The organism is Wenzhouxiangella limi, from assembly GCF_010499265.1.
GTDB lineage: Bacteria > Pseudomonadota > Gammaproteobacteria > Xanthomonadales > Wenzhouxiangellaceae > Wenzhouxiangella > Wenzhouxiangella limi.
In genome coordinates this window covers 344019-368743 of record NZ_JAAGSC010000041.1, presented here as the reverse complement: position 1 = coordinate 368743, position 24725 = coordinate 344019, and the positions used below count along the sequence as shown (strand labels likewise).

The following is a 24725-nucleotide window of genomic DNA, read 5'->3' as shown; positions in this document are numbered from 1 at the left end:
AAACTCTTGGCTTGATCTGGCGCAAATCATTTCGGGATGCCGATGGTACGATATTCGAACAAGCAAACCATCTGCATGTTCCGTCTACCTGATGATTATTTCTCGCGGCCGCGTGCGCGGCGTCACTGCCTGCCGATGAAAGCACTGCTGCAGGCCGATCAGGTGGGCTTCACCCGTTCCGGTGAACTGGTGTTCGAGCCGGCCGATGTTTGTCTGAACGCCGGCCAGGCGCTGGTCATCTCCGGCCCCAACGGCAGCGGCAAAACCACCTTGCTGCGCGTGCTTGCCGGCATTCTCGAGCCGGCCACCGGAAAGCTCTCGCGCTCTGCCAGCCTGGCCTTTCTCGGACATCTTGCCGCGGTCAAGGGCGATCTGAGCTGCCGCGAAAACCTTGAATTCAGCACCCGCTTCAGCGGACAGCCCGGCATGGCGGTCAATCGCGCCATGGCGCGGGTCGGACTGGCCGGGCTTGGGCTGCGGCCGGCACGCGCGCTGTCGGCCGGACAGAAGCGCCGCCTGGGTCTGGCCGGATTGCTGGTGGCCCGGCGCGACATCTGGCTGCTCGACGAGCCCTACGCCAGCCTCGACGACGCCGGCGGCGAGCTGGTCGACCAGCTGCTCGACGAGCACCTGGCCGGCGGCGGCACCGCGGCCCTTTCGACCCATCAGCGCCAGCCCCGCCTGCAGACCGATCCCGACCGCCTGGTGATTCGGGCCGCCCTGCGGGAGTCGGTTCGATGACGCGCGCCATGCTGGCCCTGCTTCGGCGCGATCTGCGCCTGGCGGTGCGCCACGGTGGCGAATCGCTGATGCCGCTGGTTTTTTTGTTTGCGGTACTCATTCTGGTGCCTCTGGGCGTGGGTCCGGGGCCCAACCTGCTGTCGGCCATCGCCCCCGGCATGGTCTGGGTCGCAGCACTGCTGGCCAGCCTGCTGGCGCTCGAGCATCTGTTTCGACCGGATCTGGACGATGGAACGCTGGAGCAATGGTGGACCGGAGAAACGCCGGTTGGCCTGCTGGTGATGACCCGGCTGTTCAGCCACTGGCTGATCACCGGCCTGCCGGTGATCGTATTTGCCCCGGTGGCCGCCCAGATGCTTTATTTACCGGACCGGGCTTTGTCCACGCTGGTGGTAAGCCTGCTGATTGGCACGCCGCTGCTGTCGCTGATCGGCGGCCTGGCATCGGCCCTGACGCTGGGCACCAATCGCGGCAGCGTACTTCTGTCTATTCTAATTTTTCCGCTGGTGGTTCCCGTGCTAATCTTTGCCACTGGTGCGGTTTCGGCGGCCGCCGACGGGCTTTCTGCGCGGGCACATCTGGGCCTGCTCAGCGCCTTGCTGATTCTGGCCGTCACCCTGATTCCACTGGCTACCACTGCTGCTCTCAGGCTCAATATCGAATGATCTGGCACAACATCAAGGTCGGTTTTCATCGGCTGGGCTCGCCCCCGGTTTTTCATCGTCTCTGCCGGGTGGTGGCGCCCTGGTTATGGGCAGGCGCGGCGATTTGTGCCGCCTTCGGGTTATACAAGGCCCTTTACCTGGTGCCGCCCGATTACCAGCAAAGCGACAGCTTCCGCATTCTCTACGTCCACGTGCCCGCAGCCTGGCAGGCCATGGCCGGCTACCTGGTGATGTCCGTGCTGGCCGTCATCGCCCTGGTCTGGCGCATCCGGACCACCGAAATCATGGCCATGATGGGTGCACCCATCGGCGCGGCATTCACCCTCATTTGCCTGGCCACCGGATCGATCTGGGGTCGCCCGATGTGGGGTACCTGGTGGGCCTGGGACGCGCGCCTGACCTCGATGCTGGTGCTGCTGTTCGTCTACCTCGGCATCATGGGTCTTTACGCGGCCTTCGAGGACAAGCGCAAAGGTGCGCGCGTGGCCTGCATCCTGATCCTGGTCGGGCTGGTCAATATTCCGATCATCCATTTCTCGGTCGAGTGGTGGACGACGCTGCACCAGGGCTCCACGATCAGCTTTTTCGGCGAGTCGAGCATGGACTCGAGCATGATGCCGCCACTGATCTGGATGGTGATCGCCACCAAGCTGATGTTTGGCGCCGCCCTGCTGGACCGGTCCCGCAACGAGTTGATCGAGCAGGATCGACGCAAGGGCTGGGTGAGACAGAAACTGGGAGCAAGTGCATGATTCCAGAGTTCGAATATGCCCCGTATGTCTGGACGAGCTACGGAATTTTTGCCATCATTGTGGCCTGGCAGGTAATCCAGCCGTTATTGAAGCGGCGACGCCTGAAAGCCGAGCTCCGCGAGGAGCAGGCCCTGGAGGAAGGAGACTATTCACATGACGCCCAGACGTAAAAAGAGACTGGCCGTGGTCGGCCTGATCGTACTCAGCGTGAGCGCGGCCGCCACCGTGGCCTTCACCGCCCTGCAGGAGAACATGCTGTTCTTCATCAGCCCGTCGGACGTGCACGCCCAGACCCTGCCCGGTGATCGCAACTTCCGCCTCGGCGGCCTGGTGACCGAAGGCAGCGTATCGCGCGACAACCAAAGCCTGATGGTCAGCTTCGCGGTCAACGATGGCGCTCACGAAGTGCCGGTCACTTTTCAGGGCATCCTGCCCGACCTGTTCCGAGAAGGCCAGGGCGTGATCGCCCACGGGCACATCGGCGAAGACGGCGTGTTTCACGCCCGCGAGGTACTGGCGCGGCATGACGAAACCTACATGCCTAACGAAGTGGCCGACGCACTGGAAAAAGCGGGCACGCCACATACCGTGGATATGCCCACAACCCGCTGATTTCAATTTAAATCGCCGCGCGATTCGCGGCGTGCCATAATCGGTATTTGAGATACGGCTTTACTTTTGGGTCGACGGATTGTCGCGCCCTGAAACTGCAACGAGGTGCCCGCGCATGATCGCTGAGTTTGGACAGATTTCGCTGATTCTCGCCCTGGTTCTGGCCACCCTGCTGGCCACCGTGCCGCTGTATGGGGCCTACCGAAACAACGAGGCGCTGATGAACCTTGCGCCATCGCTGGTCACCGGGCACTTCGTATTCACCCTGGCCGCTTTCGCTTCCCTGGCCACGCTGTTTCTGACCCATGACTTCACGGTGGTCAACGTCGCCATCAACTCCAACCTGCTGCTGCCCTGGTTTTACCGCTTTGCCGCGACCTGGGGCAGCCACGAGGGTTCGCTGCTGCTGTGGGTCCTGATGCTGGCCGGCTGGATGCTGGCCGTTTCGCTGCTGTCGCGCAGCAGTCTGCCCAAGCCGTTCCTGACCCGCGTGCTGGCGGTCATGGGCGCGATCTCGATCGGCTTTTTGCTGTTCACCCTGCTGACCTCCAACCCCTTTGATCGCATTCTGCCCGGACCGCCGGACGGACAGGACCTCAACCCGCTGCTTCAGGATGCGGGCATGATCTTCCACCCGCCGCTGCTGTATATGGGCTACGTCGGCTTTTCGGTGGCTTTCGGCTTCGCTATCGCCGGCCTGCTGGGCGGGCGGGTCGAGCGGGACTGGGTGCGCTGGTCGCGACCCTGGACGCTGATGGCCTGGGCGTTCCTGACCGGTGGCATCACGCTGGGCTCGTGGTGGGCCTACTACGAGCTGGGCTGGGGCGGCTGGTGGTTCTGGGATCCGGTCGAAAACGCCTCGTTCGTGCCGTGGCTTCTCGGCACCGCGCTGATCCATTCGCAGGCGGTCACCGAAAAACGCGGCGCCTTCCCGGCCTGGACCGTGCTGCTGGCGATTGCCGCGTTTTCGACCTCGCTGCTGGGGACTTTCCTGGTTCGCTCCGGCGTCCTCACCTCGGTCCACGCATTTGCCACCGACCCCGAGCGCGGTATTTTCATCCTGGCCTTCATGGCCATCGTCACCGGCTCGGCCCTGACCCTGTACGCCTTCCGCGCGCCGCGCATCATGGTCGGCAAGGGCTTTGACTTTGTAAGCCGGGAGACCGCGCTGCTGCTCAACAACGTGTTCTTCACCGTTTCGGCCGGTATGGTCCTGATCGGTACGCTCTACCCGCTGGTGATCGACTTCATGGGCTGGGGCCAGATCTCGGTCGGACCGCCCTACTTCGGCGCCATGTTCGTGCTGCTGATGACACCGGTGGTGATGCTTATCCCGCTGGGCCCGCTCAGCCGCTGGGGCCAGGACAACCTCAAGCGCGTCGTCGCACCCCTGCTGATCTCCATGGCGGTCGCCGTCGTCGGTGGCCTGATCATCGCCGCGGCCCTGGGTGCGTTCAATCTGCGCGCCATCACCGGCTGGATTGGCGGACTGTGGCTGATCCTCGGCTCGCTGAGCTACCTGATGCGCCAGAAGGATCAGGTCAGGCGCTTCTCGCTGCCGCGCGGCCAGGTCGGGATGATCATGGCTCACGCCGGCGTCGGTGTTTTTGTGATCGGGGTCGGCATGGTTGAATCCATGACCTACGAACGCGACATGCGCTTCGAGCCCGGCGATCGCCTGGAAGTGGCCGGCTACACCTTCCACCTGCACGAAGTCGCGCAGGTCAAGGGCCCGAACTGGATCGCTGAAGAGGGCCGCTTCACGGTCTACCGCGGTGATCGAGAGGTGGCCCAGATGCGGCCGCAGAAGCGACTGCACCACCGCGGCCAGCAGGTCATGACCGAGGTTGCACTTCGACCCGGTCTGTTCCACGACCTGTATATTGCCCTGGGCGAACCGATGCGCGACGGCACCGGTGCCTGGAGCATCCGGGTCCACATCAAGCCCTATATCCGCTGGATCTGGGGCGGCGCGGTGCTGCTGGCCCTCGGCGGTCTGATCGCGGCCTCGGATCGACGCTACTGGAAACGCTATCGCGCCGAGGCCCGTGAGGCGGCCAAGAACACCGGAGAAGCGCCTGCATGATCAAGATGCTCGTGCCGCTGGGCGTTTTCGTCGGCCTCGTCGTGCTTCTCCTGATCAGCCTGCCGACGGCCGAACAGCGCCGCCAGGTGTCCTCGCCGCTGGTCGGCCGCGAGGTGCCGACCTTCAGCCTGCCCGGCCTGCACGACCCGGGAGTCTCCCGTTCGACGGTCGACTTCCGCGGCCAGCCGTTCATTCTCAACGTCTGGGGCAGCTGGTGTTTTTCCTGCCGGGTCGAGCACCCCTATATCGAGCGCCTGGGCCGCGAGGCCGGCGTGCCGCTGGTCGGCTTCAACTGGCGCGACGAGCGTGAAGATGCGCTGGAATGGCTGGACCAGTTCGGTGATGCCTGGACGGTTCATATGGTCGACGTGGAAGGGCGGGCCGCAATCGACCTTGGCGTCTACGGCGCCCCCGAAACCTTCCTGATCGACCACCGGGGCATTATCCGGCACAAGCACATCGGTCCGGTCGACGAGGAAATCTACGCCGACCTGATTGAGCGAATCGAACAAATGCGAGTGGAGGCAGGAACGTGAGCCATCGATTGCCACAATTTGCCCGGGCCACGGGCGCGTCCCTGGTGCTGGCGTTTGCTCTCATCATCCCGGTATGGGCGCAAAGCGATCCTGCGCCGGGAACCCAATCCCCCGGCCAGCAGCAGCCGGACTCGGCCGCATCGCCCATGCAGCGGGGCCAGATGGGCAGCATGGTCAGCCCGATCGAACCGCTGCCGTTTCGCAGCGATCTGGAGCGGCAGCGATTCAAGGCGCTGACCGGGGAACTGCGCTGCACCGTCTGCCAGAACGAGTCGCTGTCGGAGTCCACCGCGCCGCTGGCCCGCGATATCCGCATGGAAGTCTTTTCCATGCTGCAGGAAGGGCGCTCGGATTTTGAAATCCGCAATTTCATGGTTGATCGCTACGGTGATTTCGTGCTGTACCGGCCGCCGCTGGCCAGCCATACTATCTTGCTGTGGGGCGGCCCCCTGCTGCTCCTCATCGGTGGCCTGATCGGCGCCTTGTTCGTGATCAAAAAGAGACGTCAAGCATTGTGACTTCCCTGAGTTTTGTTCTGATTGCCGCCCTGGCGGTCGTATTCGCCGGCTATTTCGTGCTCCGCCCGCTGCTGGGCCGCAACCCCGAACGCGCTGCCGTCCAGCGCCGGCTGGACGCGCTTGATGACCTGATCGATGAACTCGATCCCAACGACTACGCCCAGCGGCGCCGGAAACTGCGTCAGGAGCTTAATGCCGTCGGGGGCGCAAGCCCCGTGCCCACGAGCATCCTGGCCGGGCTTGCAGTCGCGGTCCCCGTCGCCACCTTTCTGCTTTACCAGTTGGTCGGCACACCGGAAGGCCTGACCGAAGCCGACGACCCGGTCACCGAACTGCGCAGCGACCTGATCGAACTGGCCCACAGCCTCGAGCGCAACCCCGACAACGCCGAAGGCTGGGCCGAGCTGGGCCTGGCGTACAAGAACATCGAGGAATTCACGTCGGCACAGCACGCCCTGCGGCGCGCGCTCTACATCGACAACGACAATGCCTTTGTCCAGGTGGAGCTGGCCGAAACGCTGATGTTCATGGGCGAGCGGAACGGGCTGCCCGCCGAGTCGAGGCGGCTGCTGACCCAGGCGCTGACCAACGAGCCGGAAAACCAGAAAGCCATGTGGCTGATGGGCATCGGCGCCTTCCAGAGCGGCAATTTCGAGCGCGCCATTGTCTGGTGGGAACGCCTGATTCCGCTGCTCGATCCAAACTCATCGGTCTACAACTCGGTCGCAGGCCAGATCGCCCAGGCCCGGGCCGAGCTTGGCCAGGACCCGGGCGAACTGCCGCCGCCGCGCCAGGCGCCGCCGCTGCAGCCCGGCCAGGACACCATGCCGCCCGGCCACCCGACCACCGACCAGCCCCGCGAGCAGCGGCGCATGGCCGGGCCGCTGCCGCCTGGGGTCACGTCCATGCCGCCCGGTCATCCGACCACCGAAGAGCCCGAGAATCGGCCCGGACCCGTCGATCCCGCCAGCCCCCTGCCACCCGGACACCCGCCGACGGCGTCTGGCGACGAGGCGACGGCGGACAATCGGCCCGAGGCTCAGGAGCCCGCCCCGGCCGAGCGCTCGGCCGAGCCCAGCTTCGGCGTGGAACTGGCGATCACGCCGGAACTGTCTGAAGGCCTGAGCGGCAGTGAAACGGTGTTCGTGGTCGCCCGAGCCGCCGACGGCCCGCCAACCCCGCTGGCCGTACGACGCATGACCGTCGCCGATCTGCCGACGCGAATCGGCCTGAGCGACAGCGACGCCATGGTCGACGGCATGAATCTCTCGGCGTTCCCGGAAATCGTCATCACCGCCCGCGTCTCAATGAGCGGCGATGTCCAGGCCCGGCCCGGGGATCTCCAGGGCCAGACCGGCGCGATCTCGATCCTCGAAGCCCCGGGCGCGCGCCTCAACATCTCCGAGCGGCTTTAATACAACGCGCGGCCGACGCCGACGGCCTGCTGCGCACGCGATTCGCCGTCCCGCAAAGCGGTCGGCTTTAATCTGCCGGCAGCGTGATCAAGCCAGCCGCGCGGCCAGCTCGCGTCGGCGGATCTTGGCGTTGTGGCGAATGTCGACCGGAAAGTCGTTGCTGAACTCGATCCGCTCGATGCCGAAACGGCTCAGAACGTCGCGCAGCTCGAGACGAATCCGCTCCCGATCGGCGTCGGGCTCGGGCTCGACGACGATCGCCGCAATCTGGGCATCCGGCTCCCCCAGTCCGACCAGCGCGCTCCGGTAGACGCCCGCCACGGCGTTGACCGGCCCCTCCACGCACTCGGTATACAACTCGCCCTCAGCGGTCTGCACGCGTTCGGACTTGCGCCCGCAAAACCACAGCCGGCCCTGCTCGTCCTGCCAGCCCAGGTCGCCCATGCGGTGCCAGACGCGGCCCTGGGCGTCGGTCATCTTGGCCTCGCGGGTCTGGCGCTCGCGCTCCCAGTAGGTGTCGGTTACGGTCGGGCCGTACACGCAAATCTCGCCAACCTGGCCGGGGCCGACATCGACCGCCTGCTCGGCCAGGTCGATGGCGCGGTCGCTGATCGCGATCACGCGCACCTCGTTGGCCGCCAGCGCCCGCCCCACGCAGATGCCCTTGCCGGCGCGGTTGCCGGCCGACAAACTGCCGCTGAGCTCGCGCCCGGCGATGGTCGCGACCGGCAGACACTCGGTGGCCCCGTAGGGCGTGTGGATATCGGCATGCTCACCCAGCGCACGGTGAATGCGCTCGATGACCCTGGGGTGGACCGGCGCGCCGGCCGACAGAACCCGCTTGAGGCCCGGCAGGCGGATGTTGTGCGCGTCGAGATGGCGGGTCAGCGTATTCATCAGCGCCGGCGAACCGAACAGATTGGTCACCGAGTATTCCTTGATCAGGCTGACCAGCATGGCCGGATCGACTTTGGCCGGACGCGTGAAATCCATCGGCGGAATGACCGTGGTCATGCCCAGCGCCGGATCGAACAGCGCAAACGGCGGGAAGGTCGGCAGATCCACCTCGCCGGGGCGGATGCCGTAGCTGTCGCGGACCAGGTCGACCTGGGCGGCGAAATGGCGCTGGCGGTAGACCACGCCCTTCGGGATGCCGGTCGAGCCGGAGGTGAACAGGATCGCGGCCGGATCGTCGGGCTGGACTTCCGGTGCCTGGAATACGGCCGTCGAGCTGCCCGCCAGGTCCTTGTAGCGCGCCCCGCCCCACAGCAGGCGCGGCCCAACCGTGATCAGGCGCTTTACGTGGCCGCGACCCCAGCCCAGCACCAGGCGCGCGAGGTGCGCCTTGCTGACGCCGAGAAAGACCTCCGGGCGCGCTTCGTCCAGGCAGGTCTTGAGCGGCTTGATGCCGATGCCCGGATCGATCAACACCGGTACCGCGCCGGCTTTGAACAGGGCAAAAAACAGCGCAAAGAACGCCGGCGACGGCGGCACCATGAAGGCTACGCGCGTGCCCGGGAACACGCCTTCGGCGGCCAGGCCGGCGGCCAGCCGGGTCGACAGCTCGTCGAGCTGGCGGTAAGAGTAGCGCCGGTCCTTCCAGCCTTGGCGGGTGCGCTTTTGCGGAACGATCAAGGCAAGCCCGTCGGGCTGGGTGGTGGCTTGCCGGGTCAGCGCCTGGGCGATATTCACTGGCAACCCGCTTCGGCCTAGCCGAAAAAGCGCTTTGCCAACGGCACGATGCGATCGGCGGCGTCTTCGAGCACATAGTGTCCGGCGTCTTCGAAGTACTCGACCGGAGCATCGGGCAGTTTTTCGCGCCACAGCGCGAGCACCTCGTCGTTGAACACGAAATCCTTCGCGCCCCAGGCGATCTGGACTTCTTTTGCGGCCAGCACCGAAAGCCGCGATTCGGTCTCGGCCAGCACCGACCAGGCCGGGTCGGCCTCCGACAGCGGAATGTCCTGGACGAAGCGCAGCGTGGCCAGGCGCTGCTCGGGCGATCCCTGGTAAGGCCCAACCAGGCCCTGGGCGACGTCGCGATCGAGCTTTTTCGCCGTGGCCATGCGGGTCGCCAGACCGGCAAAGGCGTTGAAGCGGTTGATCAGCCAGGCGCCCAGGCCGGTGCGGGCGAATTTCAGCGAACCGGGCAAGGCCTTGTCTTTGGGAATATTGAAAGCCCAGGTATTGAGGATCAGCACCCGCCGCACCCGCTCGGGGTTGCGCACGGCCCAGCTCAGCCCGATCGCTCCACCCCAGTCGTGGACCACCAGGTCGATCTCACGTTCGGGCTCGACCTCGTCCAGCCACTGCCCGAAATCATCGACCCGGCTTTGCAGCGTGTAGTTGTACCCCTCGTCGTCCGGCCGGTCCGACAAGCCCATGCCGATGTGGTCCGGCGCCAGGCAGCGATGCTCGCCCGAAAGACCCTGAATCAGCTTGCGGTAGTAAAACGACCAGGTCGGGTTGCCGTGCACCATGACCACCGGCTGCGCTTCCAGCGGGCCTTCGTCGAGGTAATGCAGCTTCAGACCCGAATTGAGCTCGAAGAAATTCGGCTCGAAGGGGTACAGGGGGGAAGAGAACATGTTTGCGGTTTACGGTTTACGGAAAAGCCGGTTGATGCCGTAACCCGTAAGCCGTAACCCGTAACCCGTTCCAATCACCAAACCACTTCCGACATCGCGCAGTTCAGGCCCGATCCGATGCCCATCAGCGCGATGCGGTCGCCGCGCTTGACGCTGCCGTTGTCGACGATGTTGGCCAGCACCGTCGGGATGGAGGCCGGGCCGATGTTGCCCAGGCGCGGGAAGATGCGGTGGACGGTTTCGGGCTTGGCGCCAAACGCCCGAATGACGGACTCGGTGTGGGCCTTGGAGACCTGGTGGATAACCACGTGGTCGAGCTCCTGGACCACCCAGCCAAGCACGGTGCGGGCCGCGGTGAAGGTCACGGTGGCCAGCTTCATGCCCTCGATCAGCAGGGTCTTGGTGTCGGTCCACATCTGGTGGTTCCAGCCGCGGCAGAGCATGTTGAACTGGGTGGCAGCGCGCGCCACGCCACCGCGGTAGTGGTGGCCTTCGGGATGCAGATCGGCGCGCGTCATCACCATGGCGGCCGAACCCGAGCCCAGGGTCAGGCTGGCGAACTCGGCCCGGAACTGCTTTTCGGTGACGTCGGGCTGGCGCAGGCGTTCGATGGTGTGTTCGTTGATCTCGCGACTGTTTTCGCCGTTGACGATCAGGGCGTAGTCGATCTCGCCGCGCTCGAGCATCTGGCTGGCGATGTTCATGCCGTTGACGAACGCCAGGCAGGCATTGCCGACATCGAAGCTCTCGCAGGTCTCGGACAGCTCGAGGTTGCCGTGGACCAGGCAGGCGGTCGAGGGCTCGAGAAAGTCGCGGCACACCGAGGTGTTGATGAGAATGCCGACCTGCTTGGGGTCGATATCGGCCCGGGCCAGCGCCTCACGGGCGGCCAGCGTGGCGCCATCGGAGGGCTTCATGCCCACGTCCCACAGCCGTCGCTCGTGGATGCCGGCCAGGTCGATCAGCGGGTTGCCGGGCACGCCCAGGCGCTTGAGCGTTGGCGCCAGACGCTCGCCGACCTCCTCGCTGGCGATGGTGTGCGGCGCCTCGATGGCGGCAACGGACTTGATGACGACGTTTTCATACAGCATGAGCAGGTTTCCAGGCCCGAGGTCGGGCATATGCGAATCAATCGCGCCATTATAGGCGCTCGGCGATCAGTCGGTTGATCAACGATCTAAGCGCGAGCGGGCGCAGCGGTTTGTGCAACAGATCGCAGCCGGCCTCGGCGGCGGCGTTTTTCAGATCGGCGGTGTGATCGGCGCTGATCAGGATCACCGGGGCGCGGCAGCCGCCGGCGCGCAGGCGCCGCAGCAGGGCCAGGCCCGAATCGCCGCCGTCGAGATGATAATCCAGCAGCAGGAGGGCGAACGCGTTTTCGCCGACAAGCGTCTCGGCCTTTTCAGCGCTAGCAGACGTACTGACATAGAAACCCCAGCCGACCAGCAGCGACTGCAGCGATTGCAGCATCGATGAATCATTGTCGACCACCAGCACCGATGCCGTGGCCGGGGTAGTGTCGATATCGCGCACGCCTGGCGCGGCCGTGACCGGCGTCGTGGTGTTTACGCACACGCCGAACATCGCTCCCCGCCCCGGCTGGCTGGACAGGATCAGCTCATGATCGAGCAGCCGCGCCATGCGATCGGCAATCGCCAGTCCAAGCCCGAGTCCCGGTGCATGCTGATCAGCGCCCAGGCGTCGGAACTCCTCGAAAATCTCGTCTCGCTGATGCTCGGCGATACCGTCACCGGTGTCCCAGACGCCGGCCAGCACACGAGATCCGCGGCGGCGCGCGCCAATCAGAATGCGGCCGCTACGGGTGTAGCGCACGGCGTTGGAGAGAAAATTCTGCAAAATCCGGCGCAGTAGCTGCGGATCGCTCTCGACCCACGCCTTGGTCGGCACATAATCCAGTCGCAGTCCGCGCTGACGCGCCAGGACCGAGAACTCGCCGTAGAGCTGGGCAAACAGTTCGTCGAGTGGAAAACGGGTGATGCGCGGATGCAACCCGCCGGCGTCCAGGCGCGAGATATCGAGCAGGCCCTCCAGCAGCCGCTCGGTCGCGGCCAGCGCGCCGCTGATCTGGCCCAGCGGCTCGAGACCGGAATGACCGCCGAGCTGCTCCCTGAGCGAATGGGTCAGCAATTGCGCGGCGTTGAGCGGCTGAACCAAGTCGTGGCTCACGGCAGCGAGGAAACGGGTTTTTGCCTCCGATGCACGCTCGGCTTCGACCTTGGCCTGCTCGAGCTCTGCCGTCCGGGCCAGCACCCGCTGCTCCAGGGTTTCGTTCACCTGGCGCAGCTCCTCGGCGGTCCTGCGGAAGGCGGTGACGTCGCTGAAGGTGGCCACAAAGCCGCCGCCGGGCATGGGATTGCCGCGAATTTCGATGATCCGGCCGTCCGGCCACGGCCGCTCGATGCGATGGCGCGAGCCCTGTTGCTTGAACGACAAGCGGCGCTGGATCCGGGCCTCGACATCACCGCTGCCGTCGAGCAAGCCCTGGCCGGCGTTGTAGCGCAGCAAGTCGGCAACCGGTCGCCCGACGCGGATCAGCTCGTCGGGATAGGAGAAAAGTGCCAGGTAAGCCTGATTCCAGGCTACCAGCCGCATCTGTCGATCGACGACGCAAACACCCTGGCTCATGTTCTCCAAGGCGCCAGACAGCACTTCCTGGCTGAACCGTGCCTGGGCGGCCGCCTCGCCAACCAGCTCGGCAACCGTATCCAGCGGCGCCGGCGTGCGCTTGCGGGCCGCATCCAGCAGCAGGCTGGCCGAGGCCGAACCGACCACAGCAGCCAGCTCCAGCTCCAGGCGCGACTCCAGAGTCTCAGGCCCGGCCGTGGACGCAAACAGCACCTCGACCCGGCGACTCGGCAGAAAACGCGCTGCCAGCTGGCGCAGCAAGGCCGGCTCCAGTGGCCGTTCCTGATCCGACCCCTGCCGGGTTCCCGGCAGCGAGCGCGCCAGCAGCAGGGTCACTGCCGTATTGATCATCAGAGAAACCAGCACCGCGCGGCTGAGCGGGTCCAACCCGCCCAGGCCGAACAGCTGCGCCGGGGCCAGCAGGCTCAGGCCCAGCGGTCCCTCGCTGATCCACGGCGGCGCGGCCGCACCGGCCAAAAGCGGCACAAAAAGCACGTACGCCCAGACCAGCACACCGGCAAGAACGCCGGTCAGAATCGCCGCCGCCGGCAGACCCGGACGGTAGACGGCCAGCATCACCGCCGGGGCCAGCTGCGCCAGAACCGAGAAACTCAAGCCGCCGATATCGGCGAGCGGCTCTGCCGTCCCGACCAGGCGACCGTAAACGTAGGCCAGCAAAAGCACCACGGCAATCCCCAGCCTTCGCTGAAGCCGCACCGGAATGCCGCGCTCCCGGACCTCGGCCCAGCCGCGGTTGACTAGCGCCGGCGTCAGCCAGTGGTTGCCGATCATGATCGAGAGCGTCAGTGAAGCCAGCACAACCATGCCGGTCGCGGCACTCAGCCCGCCCAGGAATGCAAACAGCGCCAGCCCATTCTGGCCATCCAGCAACGGCAGAAGCAGTACGTACAGGTCAGGCGGCGTACCCTGGGCGGCCAGCAGGGCGTTGCCGGCCAGCGCCAGGGGCACGATCGGCAGGCTGATCAGCACCAGGAACAGTGGAAACAGCCAACGCGCCACGCGCAGATGGGCTTCGTCCCGACACTCGACCACACCAATATGGAACTGGTGCGGCAGCGTGAACATCGCCAGTGCGCCCAGGAGGCTGAGCGTAAAAAAATTGTCGGCATTGGCAAACGGCGGCAGCGTCGTCCCGGCGGCCACGTCGTCCAGGCCATCGTAAAGCCCGAAAACCACAAACCCGCCCAGGGCCAGCATGGCCCCGAGCTTGAGCAGCGACTCGAAACCCATGGCCACGACCAGGCCCTGGTTGTGTTCGGTCGAAGAAGCGCGCCGCGTTCCGAACAGCATCGCAAATACCGCCATGAACACGGCCACGTAGAACGCCAGGTCCAGCCAGGTCACCAGTTCACTCTCGGCCACCGTGCCCCGCGTCAAAGCGCCAAAACTCATCGCCACAGCTTTCAGCTGAAGCGCGATGTAAGGCACCATCCCCAGCACCGCCACTGCCGTCACGGTACCCGCCAGCGCCGATGATTTGCCGAACCGGCTGGCGATGAAATCGGCAATGCTGGTCGAGTTCTCGGCCTTGCTCAGCCGCACCAGCTTGAGCAAAAAGGGAAACGCGAATACGAACAACACGATCGTGCCGATGAAGGTCGGCGGCATCAGCCAACCCGACCGGGCTGCCTGGGTCGTCGTGCCGTAGAAAGTCCAGGCCGTGCAATAAACCGCCAGCGATAGCGAGTAGATCACCGGCCAGGCCTGCTGTGTCAGTGCTCGGGTGCGCTCACCATACAATGCGACCGCGAACAGAAGGCCCAGCCAGGCCAGGCCGGCGAGCACGATGGTTGCGGTCGATAGAGTCAGCACCGGGGCATGGTAGCCATTGCCTTGGCCTTGCACAAAGAAAACCGGGCCCGAGGCTTCAAGCCCCGGACCCGGAAAGGCTGGAGAGCGATGACGCCGGCGTCAGAAATTGATCTGTCCGGTCAGGGTGACGGTGCGCGGCGCGCCGTAGAAAGCGTTCATCACCCCTTCCAGGCCCAGCGTGGAAGCTGACCCGTCCGGTGTGGCGAAGACGTAGCCCGAGACCTTGTACTCCTCGTCGGCCAGGTTGCGTCCGTGCAGGGCGACTTCATAGCGGTTGTCGGCACGACGCCAGACCAGGCTCAGGTCGTAGAGCGAGTAGGCCGACTGATCGAGAAACGACGAAGGAATCTCGAACTGATTGGTCTTGCTGCGGTACGACCAGGCGCCGATGGCGGAGAAAGTGGCATCGGTACTGAACCAGTTCACCGGCAGGTCATAGCGCAGCCTTGCGTGTGCCGTCCATTCGGGCGTGTTCTGGATCACGCGCTGATCGGCGACGTCCTCGAGCGCGGTTGAACCGGTCGCTGGATCACTGACCGCGGTGACAAACTCGTCGTAGCCGGCATCGATATAGCCAACCGCCGTATTGAGCATGAAAGCATCACCCGCGGCAGCAAGATCGCGGCCCAGGACGGCGTCCATTTCAAACTCGACGCCCTTGACGGTCGCCGCGCCAGCATTGGTCGTGACCCCGGCAAAGGTATCGGACACACCGTCTCCATTAGTATCAGCTCCGATCGAGCCGGGCACCTGGATGTCGGTGTAATCGCTGTGAAACAAAGCCAGGCTGGTGTTGATCCGACCGTCGGCCCAGCGCGATTTCAGGCCCACTTCGTAGGTGTCGACGGTTTCCGGACCGAAGCGCATGAACTGGAACACATCGGACTCGGTGACCTCACCGTCTCCGTCGAGATCAGGGGCCAGGGAGGTCAGCCCGCGCGGGTCGAAGCCGCCACCCTTGAAGCCCTGGCTGAAGGACGCGTACAGATTCTGGTCCACCGTTGGCTTCCATGCCAGGCTGATGCGCGGCGTGAACTCTTCGAAGGTGTCCGAGCCGTCGAAGTCCGAGGTGGTGGCCAGGATGACGGGATCACCGCCGAAGAAAGAAGACGCGCCCAGCATGGTCTGGCGCAGCACGCGCGAGGACCGCTCGTCGCTGGTATAGCGTCCGCCGATCGACAGTTCCAGGCCGGTCTCAAGCCCGAGGTAGGCGGCCAGGTCAAAGCTCACGTCGGCAAACACCGACCAGGTATCGGTATCCACATCCCCCAGGGTGAACGCATTCAGCCCGGGCGCCCCGATCAGATCGCCGGTCTGAAACAGGCGCACATCGAACGGCCCGAAGGAGTTGGCCTTGAGATAGTAAGCGCCGACAATGCCCGCGTAACGGTCGCCGGTGAAGTTGAGCTGGAATTCCTGGCTGAGCTGATCGCTTTCGTAAATCGTGGCGACGTCGAGATCGACCGGCGGCAGCGCGTCAAAATCGATCTGCTGGATATTCTCGTTGTCTCGGTAGGCTGTGATGCTCTTGAACTGAAGCCCCGGAGTGAGGTCGACTTCGGCCAGCAGGCTGATACCCCAGGCCTCGGTGAAGTTACGCCCTTCCATGCCGCCGCGCGAGTCGTGCACGTCGTCGAGCACCGGCGCGCCGGAGAACAGGCCGGGAATCAGCCGATGGCCGCCAACAGGATTGGAGTTGTCGTCAAAATAGTCGCCGGCCAGCCGGATGAAGGCGTTGTCCGTAGGCGTCCACTCGAGGCTGGCGCGTCCGGCCACGATATCCTTGTTGTAATTGTCCTTGCCGGTGGTCAGGTTGGTGCCGAAGCCGTCGCGGTTGAAGCTCGCGATGGCGCCACCGACGGCCACGGTATCGCTAAGCGGGGTCTCGCCGGAGACCACCAGATCCAGCTGCGAGAAACTACCCACGCTGGCACGAACGCTGGCGGCCGGTTCACGACCAAGCCGGCGGGTGACGTACTTGACCGCACCACCGATGGTGTTGCGTCCATAAAGCGTGCCCTGCGGGCCACGCAGGACTTCGATACGCTCGACGTCGTAGATCTCAAGCACCGCGCCCTGGGGACGGTTCAGGTAGACATCGTCGATATAGATCCCCACGCCAGCCTCGAAACCGGCCACCGGATCCTGCTGACCGACGCCGCGAATGAAGGCAGTCAGGGTGTTGCTGGTGCCGCGCGAGACCTCCAGCGTGGTGTTCGGAACCGCCTGCTGCAGATAGGTGATGTCCTGGGCCCCGACGTCGTTCAGCGCTTCCCCGCTTAGCGCGGTGATCGATATCGGCACATCCAATTCACTTTCTTCGCGGCGCCGGGCAGTGACCCGGATGGTATCCATTTCGGCCGTCTCAACGCTCTCCTCGCGGTTCTCGTCGTCGACTTCGGTCGTCTGTGCACTCAGTGTGCTGGTCAGCGCCAGCGCGATGGCCAGGCTCAGGGCAGATCGATAAGCAGTCTTCATCAGTCGTTTCCCTTGGGTTGTATCGTTGTGGGGGCTTCTCCTCAGGGTCGACAGCTTGGTGCAGGCGGCAGGAACTGTAACTTGTACCTTGGTACAGTTCCGCGGCCCGGTCGAGGGGGCGACCATGACGATCGTGCAAACCTGGCCCGGAAATCGCCATGACCCTTAGCCTGCTTGGCCTGCTCGGCGGCCTGGCCCTGCTTATCGTGCTGACCATGCGCGGCATGAGCCTGTTCGTCGCGACACCGCTGTGCGCGCTGATCGTTGCCCTGACCGCCGGCATACCGCTGTTGCCACCGCTGGCCGGCGAAGATGGCGTCAACCTGATCACCCAGTACATGGACGGATTTACCGGCTTCATCGCCTCGTGGTTTTTCGTGTTTCTGCTCGGCTCGCTGTTCGGCAAACTGATGGAGTCCTCCGGCGGCGCCGACAGCGTTTCGCGCTGGATCATCACGCGCCTGGGTACCAGCCAGGCGGCGCTGGCGGTGGTCCTGGCCTGCGCGGTCCTGACCTACGGCGGCGTCAGCCTGTTCGTGGTCGCGTTTTCGGTCTACCCCATGGCCCTGGCGCTGTTTCGCGGCGCCAACCTACCGCGGCGCTTCATCCCGGCCACGCTCGCTTTCGGATCGGTCACCTTTACCATGACCTCGGCCGGATCACCGGAAATCCAGAACTGGATTCCGATCGAGTTTCTGGGCACCAGCCCGCTGGCGGCCTGGCAGGCCAGCCTGGTGGTGGCGATCTTCATGGCCTCGGCAGGCTATGTCTGGCTGCGCTGGATGCTTAGGCGCGCGGTTGAGCGCGGAGAAGTCTTTGAGGCCCGCTCAGACGACCCGCAATCCGGGCGCAACCAGCTGCCGCATCCGGCCCTGGCCATGATCCCGCTGCTGCTGGTGCTGGGGATTTCTTTCACCACCCACGACGCGCTCGGCACCTCGGCCCTGATCGTGGCCCTGCTGGCCGGCTGCATCGGCGCGGCGCTGATCAACCTGCGCCATCTCCATCGTCCTGGCGAGGCCCTGGCAGAGGGCGGCACCGGCGCCTTGATCGCCATCGGCAACACCGCCGCCGTCGTTGGTTTCGGCACCGTCGCCAAGGTCTCGCCCGCCTTCGATGCAGCGGTGGTCTGGGTCACCGGCCTGCCCGGCTCCGGGCTGGTCTCGGCGGCCGTGGCGGTCTCGGCGATCGCCGCGATGACCGGCTCGGCCTCGGGCGGTCAGGCCATCGCCCTGCCCATCCTCGGCCCGCACTACATTGACCAGGGCGTTGATCCCGACCAGCTGCACCGGGTGGTCGCGATCTCGTCCGGGGCGCTGGACTCGCTGCCCCACAACGGCTACGTGGTCACCACCATCCGCGCCATCTGCAAGGAAACCCACGCCGCCGCCTACGCCCCCATGGGCGCGCTGACCGTGATCATCCCCTTGCTCGGGCTGATTCTTTGCCTGGGGCTGTTCGCGATCGGGTTTTAAGGGCCGCGTTGAGAAACCAGTCCCTCAAACGCTGGCCAGCGCCTCGGTCAGGTCAGCGATCAGATCGTCGACGTCCTCGATGCCCACCGACAACCGGATCAGGGTATCGGTGATGCCGAGCGCCTCGCGCCGGTCTTTCGGGATCGAGCCGTGGGTCATGATGGCCGGGTGATTGACCAGGGATTCAACGCCCCCCAAGGATTCGGCCAGGGCGAACAGGCGGGTGTTTTCCAGGAAGCGGCGTGCGCGGCCCAGGTCACCGCCGATATCGAAGCTGACCATGCCGCCGAAGCCGTTCATCTGGCCAGCGGCGAGCGCGTGCTGGGGATGATCGGACAGGCCGGGATAGATCACCTTTTTTACCTCCGGGCGCTGGGTCAGCCACTCGGCGATGCGGCCGGCGTTTTCGCAGTGGGCCTGCATGCGCAAGGCCAGGGTCTTGACCCCGCGCATGACCAGAAACGCATCAAAAGGCCCCTGGATGCCGCCGGCCGAGTTCTGCAGAAAGCCGATCTGCTCGGCCAGATCGGTATCGCGCACCACGACCGCGCCGCCGACCATGTCGGAATGGCCGTTCAAGTACTTGGTCACCGAGTGCAAGACGATGTCGGCGCCCAGGTTGAGCGGCTGCTGCAGCATGGGCGTGGCGAAGGTATTGTCGACCACCAGCCAGGCGCCGGCCGCGCGCGCGATCTCGGCCAGCGCCGCGATATCGATCACGGTGAGCATCGGGTTGGTCGGGGTCTCGACCCAGATCATCCGGGTCTTGGGCATGATCGCGTTTCGGACCCGATCCAGATCGGTCATGTCGATGAAATCGAAGTCCAGCCCCGAAGACCGTCGCCGCACCCGCTCGAACAGGCGCCAGGTGCCGCCGTAAAGATCGTCGACCGTCAGCACCTGGTCGCCGGGCTCGAGCAGGTGCATCAGGGTATCGACCGCGGCCATGCCCGAGGCGAAGGCGAAGCCGGCCACACCGTCTTCGAGATCGGCGATACAGGCCTCCCAGGCCTTGCGCGTGGGGTTATGGGTGCGCGAGTACTCGTAGCCCTGGTGATCACCCGGGCTGGCCTGGACGTAGGTCGAGGTGGTGTAGATCGGCGTCATGATCGCCCCGGTCGAAGGATCGGGCGATTGCCCGGCGTGGATGGCGCGGGTGGCGAGATTTTGCTTGCGGTCGGTCATGGCGGGCAATGAGCTGGAGGAATAGGGGAGTTTACGGGTTCGGGTTACCGGAAACCTTAAATCCCGATCAAAACGAACGCCGCGGCCGCCAGTCCGCCGGCGGCGGCCGCGCCAATCGCCACCCAGGCCCACGGCCCGAGGCCGCTGCGTTCGGTTTCGGTCAGCACGCTGGGGGGTCTGAGGCCCGGGGCCTGCAGGACGAAGCGGTTGGGGCCCAAGCGAATCTCGTCGCCCGATTTCAGCGCCCGGGTGGACACCGGATCGCCGTTGACGTGGGTCTCGGCGCCGGCTTCCAGGGTCAGCCGGTCGCCGTCAAAGCGGATCCGGGCGTGCTCGTCGGCGATGCCGTCCAGGCGAATCTGACTGCTCGGACCGCTGCCGATCAGCGTGTCATCGTCCAGATCAAAGGCCTCGCCCGTGCGCGGACCCGAGGCGGCTTTCAGTCGAAAGGTCATAGTCGATCAGCTCTCTGAGGACCGAAGTAGCGTAGCTGCCCTGGCCCAGGGTAAAGGCAAGCTTTAAAGTGTTGGGTTCCGGCTCGCTCCATTCAAGCGCCCCGATGCGCATGCGCAGTGGCCGGCGCTCGTGGCGCAGCCCGAAGCGCTGCAGCCCGAGCACCAGATCGGGCTCGGCTGCGAACACGGCCTGCTCGAGTTCGGCCACCTCGCCGGACAGCGGACTGTCGCCGGCGCCGGCCAGCGGGCCGGTGGGATGCACGTCGAGCCGCTCGCAGCGTTCGCGGATGGCCGGATCGGCGGGATCTGGCAGAAAAAACGAGCGGCTGCCGTCGAGCATGGCGACCTCGCCTTCGAGGATGCGGTTCCAGCTGCCGTTATCGATGCGCTGGCGCAGCACCTGGTTAAACAGCAGGCTGCGCGCCGCCGAAAGGTAGAACCCGCGCTTGTGCTTGGACGGCTTGCGCCGCAGCTGGCCGGCAAACAGGGCGCGGGCGCGGGCGATGTTGTTGCCGCCGAAGCGCTGCTCACCAAAGCCGTTGGGCGCGCCGTGATCGCGCAGGCACAGCAGACGCTGCTCGATCTCATCGCGATCACCTTCGAGCCCTCGCACCACCAGGGTGAAGCGGTTGCCGTGCAGGCGCCCGCGCTGGATCTTGCGCGCCGAACGCTGACCGGACAGCACCCGCACCCCCGGCAGATCCGCCGCGTGCCAGTCGGGGTCGTCGCGGCCGGCCAGGTGCAGCGAGAAATACTGCCGGGTCACGGCGTTGCGGTCCTTGAGGCCGGCAAAGCTGACCTGGCGCGGATGAAGCCCGGCGGCGCGGGCGAGCATGCCGGCCACATCGACGGTATTGTGCTCGCGTTTTTCGATCCACAGCCACAGGTGCTCGCCCTCGCCGCTGGGCTCGTGGCCGAGCACTTCCTCGACCTCGAAATCATCCGGACAAGCGCGTATCAGGCCGCGCCCGGCCGGCCCGCCCCAGGCGAAACCCTCGCTCACCCGAGCGCCACGTTCAACAGCAGCATCATTCCTCGACCTTCCAGAGAATGACCGAAAGCGCGTTTTCGACCGGCTCTTCGCGGTTGAGAAAGCCGCGAATCTCGTAGGTCTTGCCGGCCTCGACCTCGACCTCGATGGTGTTGGCACCGCTTTGCTGACGGCTGCCGCGAATGCCGGCCACCGGCGGCCGGAAATAGGCCGCATCGACCAGCACCGTCAGCTCGTAGCGACCCGGCTCCAGCCACATCACTTTGAGGGGCGAGATATTGCGTCCGTCGATCCCGACGAAGCGCACCCCGAACCGATCCTGCAGGGTCTGGCCCTGCACGCCGCTGATCTTGGCGGCATCGGGTCCTGGGTTGGTGGTGGGCAATCCGGCGGCGCCCGCCGGCGCAGACAGCGCCACAAACAGCGCGAGCAGCATCGCGAACATCGTCCTGGCAGCATTCATGAAAGTCACTCCTTTGTTGACGACAAGAGCGGTCAGTCTGTTCCCGCGACCGGGTCGGCGCCATGGCAGGGACCGGAAATTTCCCTGAAATCGGCCTGAAATCGAGCCCTTCACGGCTGCGGCGGGGGCCAGGCGCGGACCAGCGAGTCGACCAGCGCGGCAGCGATGTCGCCGGGGGGCGCCATCTCCTCGCTCCGGTAGCGGCGGCTGTCGGACCACAGAATCTGCCCGTCGGGCATGGCCAGCAGCCGCGCCGAAACGTCCACGGCATCGGACTCGAACACGACGCTGCCCTCGATCAGCCGGTCGACGCCCAGATCGCGCGCCACCAGGACAGCGATGTTGTCGCGCTCGGCGTACGGCGCCAGCGAGGCGCGCCCGATCAGGGTCAGGCCCTCTGGACGGCGTTTCCACAGCTCCACCAGCAGCCGGTCGGCGAGCAGCAGATCCAGCCGGGGACGGCCCGCGGGCGGCTCACCAAACTGGCTGAAAGGGAGCACGGCCAGGGTGACCGATGCGCTCTCTGGCGGCCGCTCAAGCCGCATCTGCTGCCAGGCCAGCATCGCCGTCGCCGCAACCAGCACCAGAATCACCACAGTCGCAGCGATGAAGCGCCGTACTCGCCGCGGCGACCCCGAACCGCCAGCGTCAACCACCTCAACCGCGCCGGCCAGGCGAACGCCGCGGCGCGGCACGGTCTCGATCCATTGTTGAGACGCGTCCAGCGCCTTGATCTCCGAGCGCAGCTCGCGCAGGGCGGCGGCCAGGCCCGCCTCGAAATCGACCACGGCCCCCTCGTCCCAGATCGCGCGGCACAAGCTCTCCCGGTCGACCACCTCTTGCGGTCGTTCGACCAGCGCCCGCAGCAGCCGGGCCACCTGCGGACGCAGGGTGGTCCTGCGGCTCGAGAAGCGATGTTCAAGCCGACCCTCTAGCGGCTCGAACAAGAAGGGACCAAAGCGATAGACCGTCACCGCCCTCAGCCGTCGGAATCGGTATTTTCGCGCGTCTGGCGCGGCACCTCTTCTACCGTTTCCGGATCAACGACGAGAAAGAACTCTTCGCCGGACCGGATCAGACCGAGCTCGGATCGGGCGCGTTCCTCAATCGCGGCCTGGCCCCGGCGCAGGTCGTCGACTTCGGCTGCCAGGGCATCGTTTCGCGCCTGCAGTCGCGCGTTGTTTTCTTGCTGCTGTTCAAGCTGGGCCTGGAGTTCCTGCACCTGCGACAACTCCTGCCAGAAACGCAGCTGAACTGCGGCCAGCAGCACGATCAGCACCAGGATCAGGATGCGCATCGAGGCGGTCAGTCGGCCAGCAAACGGTTCATAACCGCCTGGTAAACAGCCGGCAAGCGCTTCAGGTCGGCGACCGACACGCACTCGTCGACCTGGTGAATGGTGCGATTGACCGGCCCCAGTTCAACCACACTCACGCCCGCCGGGCCCAGGAAACGCCCATCGGACGTGCCGCCGCCGGTATCGGCCTCGGGCGAGTGCCCCAGCACCTCGCGACAGGCCTCGACAACCGCCATCGGCAGCGCGCCCCGGGCCGGGCCGAACGGCTCCCCGGAGACGCGCCAGTCCAGGCACCACGGGCCCGGGTCATGGGCCTCGATGATGGCCTCGACGCGGTCTTTGAGCACATCAGCCGGGCTGTGCGGGTTGTTGCGGATATTGAAGCGGATTTCGAGCTGGCCGGGAGTGACGTTCTCCGCGCCGGTCCCGGCGCGCAAATTGGAGATCTGCAGTTTGGTCGGTGGGAAATCGTCATCGCCGTCTTCGTAGCACAGTTGGCCAAGCTCGGCGAGCAATGGGCCGGCGCGGTGAACCGGATTGTCGGCCGGATGGGCATAGGCGGTGTGGCCCTGCACGCCGCGAATGATCAAGCGGGCCTGGATGCTGCCGCGACGGCCGATGCGCATCACGTCACCCAAGCGCTCGCGGCTGGAAGGTTCGCCCACCAGGCAGGCATCGGGCAAGAGTCGTCGCTTTTTCAGCACCGGCACCACGGCGCGAACCCCGTGCTCGGCTGGCCCCTCTTCATCCGAAGTCAGCAGCAGCGACAGCGTGCCCGCATGATCGGCCCGCTCAGCCAGAAACCGCTGCACCGCCACGACCAGCGCAGCGACCGATCCTTTCATGTCGGCCGCCCCCCGGCCGTAGAGCATGCCATCGCGAACGCTGGGCTCGAACGGCGGGCTGGTCCATTCCTCAAGGGGCCCCGGCGGCACCACGTCGGTATGGCCGAGCAGCATGACGTGCGGCGGGCCGGCGCCGTGCACGGCGAGCAAATTGCGCACGTCACCGAAATCCAGAGACTCCATCGCCATGCCCGCCGCCACCAGACGCGGTTCGATCAGATCCATGCAGCCGCCATCATCGGGTGTCAGCGACGGTCGCTCGATCAGCGCCTTGGCCAGGGCCAGGACGTCCGAAGAGGGGTTGACGTTGTAAGCTTTGCCGGTCATGACGCAAAGTGTACGCGCTGGATCGGAAATGCTGAATCGAGTACTGGATTTTTTTCGGCCGAAGCGCGCGCCGGCCGAGTCGCGCTGCGACAGCCGGACCTTCAACGCCGCACTGGACAACTTCCCCGCGCTGCAGGTTTTAAGCGAGCAACAGCTTGATCGTCTGCAGGAGCGCGCCGCCCAGATCATGCAACAAAAGACCTTCCTGGGCGGCAGCGGCTATGAACCCAGCCGCGAGGACCGCCTCAGCGTCGCCCTGCTCGCGGCCTTGCCCGTTCTCCGCCGCGGCCTGGACTGGTACCAGGACTTTCATACCTTCGTCCTCTATCCGGAGGCTTTCGTGACCGAACTCGATGAAACCGACGACGATGGACTGGTCCACTCCGGCCAGGATCTGCGCGTCGGCGAAGCCTGGAGCCGCGGCCCGGTGATCCTGGCCATGAGCGATGTCCACGCCTCCGGCCAGGGCGACGGCTTCAACGTGGTCGTCCACGAGCTGGCCCACCAGATCGACCACCGCAACGGCGAGGCCAATGGTTTTCCGCCATTGCCGGACGGCATGCAGCCAGCCACCTGGACCCGGGTATTCAGCGCCGCCTACGACCGCCTGCTGGCCGAACTCGAGCGCGGCGAGGAGACCGGGCTGGACCCTTATGCGGCCGAATCCCCGGCCGAGTTCTTCGCCGTGGCCAGCGAGTGCTTTTTCGATGCACCGCGATGGCTCAGTGCCCACCATCCGGACATCCATCGCCAGCTTGTAGCGCTTTACGGCTACTCGCCTTGAGCCCGGGCCGTATACTGAAATACGGTTCCCGAA

The 24725-nt window shown here is 65.5% G+C and carries 23 protein-coding genes; 11 read left to right on the top strand and 12 right to left on the bottom strand.

The annotated features are described in order from the left end of the window. The first annotated feature begins 75 nt into the window (after window positions 1–75). The 9 genes from ccmA (at window position 76) to G3I74_RS10345 (ending at window position 7325) form a co-directional block, all read left to right on the top strand. Window positions 76–741: a heme ABC exporter ATP-binding protein CcmA gene (ccmA, locus tag G3I74_RS10385; protein ID WP_164211509.1), complete on the top strand. Its 666-nt coding sequence runs from the start codon at window positions 76–78 to the stop codon at window positions 739–741. Beyond that, window positions 738–1406 (top strand): heme exporter protein CcmB, encoded by a 669-nt coding sequence (gene ccmB, locus G3I74_RS10380; protein ID WP_164211508.1) that lies wholly within the window; start codon window positions 738–740, stop codon window positions 1404–1406. Before ccmA ends, ccmB begins: the two co-directional genes overlap by 4 nt. Beyond that, window positions 1403–2158, top strand: coding sequence for a heme ABC transporter permease (locus G3I74_RS10375; protein ID WP_164211507.1), 756 nt, complete (start codon window positions 1403–1405; stop codon window positions 2156–2158). Before ccmB ends, G3I74_RS10375 begins: the two co-directional genes overlap by 4 nt. Further along, window positions 2155–2328 carry a heme exporter protein CcmD gene (gene ccmD, locus G3I74_RS10370; protein ID WP_164211506.1) on the top strand — a complete coding sequence of 58 codons (174 nt, stop codon included), beginning with the start codon at window positions 2155–2157 and terminating at the stop codon, window positions 2326–2328. Before G3I74_RS10375 ends, ccmD begins: the two co-directional genes overlap by 4 nt. After that, window positions 2312–2770, top strand: coding sequence for a cytochrome c maturation protein CcmE (ccmE, locus tag G3I74_RS10365; protein WP_164211505.1), 459 nt, complete (start codon window positions 2312–2314; stop codon window positions 2768–2770). The genes ccmD and ccmE overlap by 17 nt, the downstream gene beginning before the upstream one ends. A gap of 115 nt (window positions 2771–2885) precedes the next feature. Beyond that, entirely contained in the window at window positions 2886–4856 is a 1971-nt protein-coding gene (locus G3I74_RS10360) for a heme lyase CcmF/NrfE family subunit (RefSeq protein ID WP_164211504.1), read from the top strand. Then, on the top strand, window positions 4853–5392 hold the full coding sequence (locus G3I74_RS10355; protein ID WP_164211503.1) for a DsbE family thiol:disulfide interchange protein: 540 nt from the start codon (window positions 4853–4855) through the stop codon (window positions 5390–5392). The genes G3I74_RS10360 and G3I74_RS10355 overlap by 4 nt, the downstream gene beginning before the upstream one ends. Continuing rightward, the gene (locus G3I74_RS10350) at window positions 5389–5910 is read left to right on the top strand and encodes a cytochrome c-type biogenesis protein CcmH (RefSeq protein ID WP_203594668.1); all 522 of its coding nucleotides are present in this window, start codon (window positions 5389–5391) and stop codon (window positions 5908–5910) included. Before G3I74_RS10355 ends, G3I74_RS10350 begins: the two co-directional genes overlap by 4 nt. Beyond that, window positions 5907–7325, top strand: coding sequence for a c-type cytochrome biogenesis protein CcmI/CycH (locus tag G3I74_RS10345; RefSeq protein WP_164211502.1), 1419 nt, complete (start codon window positions 5907–5909; stop codon window positions 7323–7325). The genes G3I74_RS10350 and G3I74_RS10345 overlap by 4 nt, the downstream gene beginning before the upstream one ends. A gap of 87 nt (window positions 7326–7412) precedes the next feature. Here the strand turns inward: G3I74_RS10345 and G3I74_RS10340 are convergent, their stop codons facing one another. From G3I74_RS10340 to G3I74_RS10320, 5 genes are all read right to left on the bottom strand, one after another. Then, window positions 7413–9017, bottom strand: coding sequence for a fatty acid CoA ligase family protein (locus G3I74_RS10340; RefSeq protein ID WP_338063095.1), 1605 nt, complete (start codon window positions 9015–9017; stop codon window positions 7413–7415). A 17-nt stretch (window positions 9018–9034) separates the two neighbouring features. Next, window positions 9035–9913 carry an alpha/beta fold hydrolase gene (locus tag G3I74_RS10335; RefSeq protein WP_164211500.1) on the bottom strand — a complete coding sequence of 293 codons (879 nt, stop codon included), beginning with the start codon at window positions 9911–9913 and terminating at the stop codon, window positions 9035–9037. A 74-nt stretch (window positions 9914–9987) separates the two neighbouring features. Beyond that, a complete protein-coding gene (locus tag G3I74_RS10330; RefSeq protein WP_164211499.1) occupies window positions 9988–11004 on the bottom strand; it encodes a 3-oxoacyl-ACP synthase III in 1017 nt (338 codons plus the stop codon). A 49-nt stretch (window positions 11005–11053) separates the two neighbouring features. Beyond that, window positions 11054–14392, bottom strand: a complete 3339-nt coding sequence (locus tag G3I74_RS10325; protein WP_203594667.1) for a PAS-domain containing protein — start codon at window positions 14390–14392, stop codon at window positions 11054–11056. A gap of 99 nt (window positions 14393–14491) precedes the next feature. Then, on the bottom strand, window positions 14492–16870 hold the full coding sequence (locus G3I74_RS10320; protein WP_164211498.1) for a TonB-dependent receptor: 2379 nt from the start codon (window positions 16868–16870) through the stop codon (window positions 14492–14494). Between the two features lie 158 nt (window positions 16871–17028). Here G3I74_RS10320 and G3I74_RS10315 point away from each other — a divergent pair, with 158 nt between their 5' ends. After that, window positions 17029–18345, top strand: a complete 1317-nt coding sequence (locus G3I74_RS10315) for a GntP family permease (RefSeq protein ID WP_164211497.1) — start codon at window positions 17029–17031, stop codon at window positions 18343–18345. A 24-nt stretch (window positions 18346–18369) separates the two neighbouring features. On the opposite strand, the gene G3I74_RS10310 is transcribed toward G3I74_RS10315, so the two are convergent. From G3I74_RS10310 to dapE, 7 genes are all read right to left on the bottom strand, one after another. Further along, window positions 18370–19530: a cystathionine gamma-synthase gene (locus tag G3I74_RS10310; protein ID WP_164211496.1), complete on the bottom strand. Its 1161-nt coding sequence runs from the start codon at window positions 19528–19530 to the stop codon at window positions 18370–18372. Between the two features lie 56 nt (window positions 19531–19586). Beyond that, on the bottom strand, window positions 19587–19985 hold the full coding sequence (locus G3I74_RS10305) for an FHA domain-containing protein (protein ID WP_164211495.1): 399 nt from the start codon (window positions 19983–19985) through the stop codon (window positions 19587–19589). Beyond that, window positions 19933–20988: a tRNA pseudouridine(13) synthase TruD gene (gene truD, locus G3I74_RS10300; RefSeq protein ID WP_338063094.1), complete on the bottom strand. Its 1056-nt coding sequence runs from the start codon at window positions 20986–20988 to the stop codon at window positions 19933–19935. The genes G3I74_RS10305 and truD overlap by 53 nt, the downstream gene beginning before the upstream one ends. Window positions 20989–21013: 25 nt before the next feature. Continuing rightward, entirely contained in the window at window positions 21014–21439 is a 426-nt protein-coding gene (locus tag G3I74_RS15950) for a hypothetical protein (RefSeq protein WP_239056830.1), read from the bottom strand. Between the two features lie 110 nt (window positions 21440–21549). Further along, entirely contained in the window at window positions 21550–22413 is an 864-nt protein-coding gene (locus G3I74_RS10295; RefSeq protein ID WP_164211493.1) for a winged helix-turn-helix domain-containing protein, read from the bottom strand. 5 nt (window positions 22414–22418) lie between these two features. After that, complete coding sequence (ftsB, locus tag G3I74_RS10290) at window positions 22419–22736, bottom strand: cell division protein FtsB (RefSeq protein WP_164211492.1); 318 nt, start codon at window positions 22734–22736, stop codon at window positions 22419–22421. Window positions 22737–22744: 8 nt separating this feature from the next. Further along, a complete protein-coding gene (gene dapE / locus G3I74_RS10285) occupies window positions 22745–23908 on the bottom strand; it encodes a succinyl-diaminopimelate desuccinylase (RefSeq protein ID WP_164211491.1) in 1164 nt (387 codons plus the stop codon). Between the two features lie 28 nt (window positions 23909–23936). On the opposite strand from dapE, the gene G3I74_RS10280 reads away from it, so the two are divergent. Beyond that, window positions 23937–24692: a M90 family metallopeptidase gene (locus G3I74_RS10280; protein WP_164211490.1), complete on the top strand. Its 756-nt coding sequence runs from the start codon at window positions 23937–23939 to the stop codon at window positions 24690–24692. Window positions 24693–24725 lie beyond the last annotated feature (33 nt).

Excerpts from the sequence above, each read along its gene's own strand:
- ccmD (WP_164211506.1), top strand. The coding sequence starts at position 2,155 with ATGATTCCAGAGTTCGAATATGCCCCGTATGTCTGGACGAGCTACGGA.
- ccmE (WP_164211505.1), top strand. The coding sequence starts at position 2,312 with ATGACGCCCAGACGTAAAAAGAGACTGGCCGTGGTCGGCCTGATCGTA.
- G3I74_RS10335 (WP_164211500.1), bottom strand. The coding sequence starts at position 9,913 with ATGTTCTCTTCCCCCCTGTACCCCTTCGAGCCGAATTTCTTCGAGCTC.
- G3I74_RS10310 (WP_164211496.1), bottom strand. The coding sequence starts at position 19,530 with ATGACCGACCGCAAGCAAAATCTCGCCACCCGCGCCATCCACGCCGGG.
- G3I74_RS10355 (WP_164211503.1), top strand. The coding sequence starts at position 4,853 with ATGATCAAGATGCTCGTGCCGCTGGGCGTTTTCGTCGGCCTCGTCGTG.
- G3I74_RS10360 (WP_164211504.1), top strand. The coding sequence starts at position 2,886 with ATGATCGCTGAGTTTGGACAGATTTCGCTGATTCTCGCCCTGGTTCTG.
- G3I74_RS10305 (WP_164211495.1), bottom strand. The coding sequence starts at position 19,985 with ATGACCTTTCGACTGAAAGCCGCCTCGGGTCCGCGCACGGGCGAGGCC.
- ftsB (WP_164211492.1), bottom strand. The coding sequence starts at position 22,736 with ATGCGCATCCTGATCCTGGTGCTGATCGTGCTGCTGGCCGCAGTTCAG.
- G3I74_RS10330 (WP_164211499.1), bottom strand. The coding sequence starts at position 11,004 with ATGCTGTATGAAAACGTCGTCATCAAGTCCGTTGCCGCCATCGAGGCG.
- ccmA (WP_164211509.1), top strand. The coding sequence starts at position 76 with ATGTTCCGTCTACCTGATGATTATTTCTCGCGGCCGCGTGCGCGGCGT.
- G3I74_RS10320 (WP_164211498.1), bottom strand. The coding sequence starts at position 16,870 with ATGAAGACTGCTTATCGATCTGCCCTGAGCCTGGCCATCGCGCTGGCG.
- G3I74_RS15950 (WP_239056830.1), bottom strand. The coding sequence starts at position 21,439 with ATGAATGCTGCCAGGACGATGTTCGCGATGCTGCTCGCGCTGTTTGTG.
- G3I74_RS10375 (WP_164211507.1), top strand. The coding sequence starts at position 1,403 with ATGATCTGGCACAACATCAAGGTCGGTTTTCATCGGCTGGGCTCGCCC.
- G3I74_RS10280 (WP_164211490.1), top strand. The coding sequence starts at position 23,937 with ATGCTGAATCGAGTACTGGATTTTTTTCGGCCGAAGCGCGCGCCGGCC.
- dapE (WP_164211491.1), bottom strand. The coding sequence starts at position 23,908 with ATGACCGGCAAAGCTTACAACGTCAACCCCTCTTCGGACGTCCTGGCC.
- ccmB (WP_164211508.1), top strand. The coding sequence starts at position 738 with ATGACGCGCGCCATGCTGGCCCTGCTTCGGCGCGATCTGCGCCTGGCG.
- G3I74_RS10315 (WP_164211497.1), top strand. The coding sequence starts at position 17,029 with ATGACCCTTAGCCTGCTTGGCCTGCTCGGCGGCCTGGCCCTGCTTATC.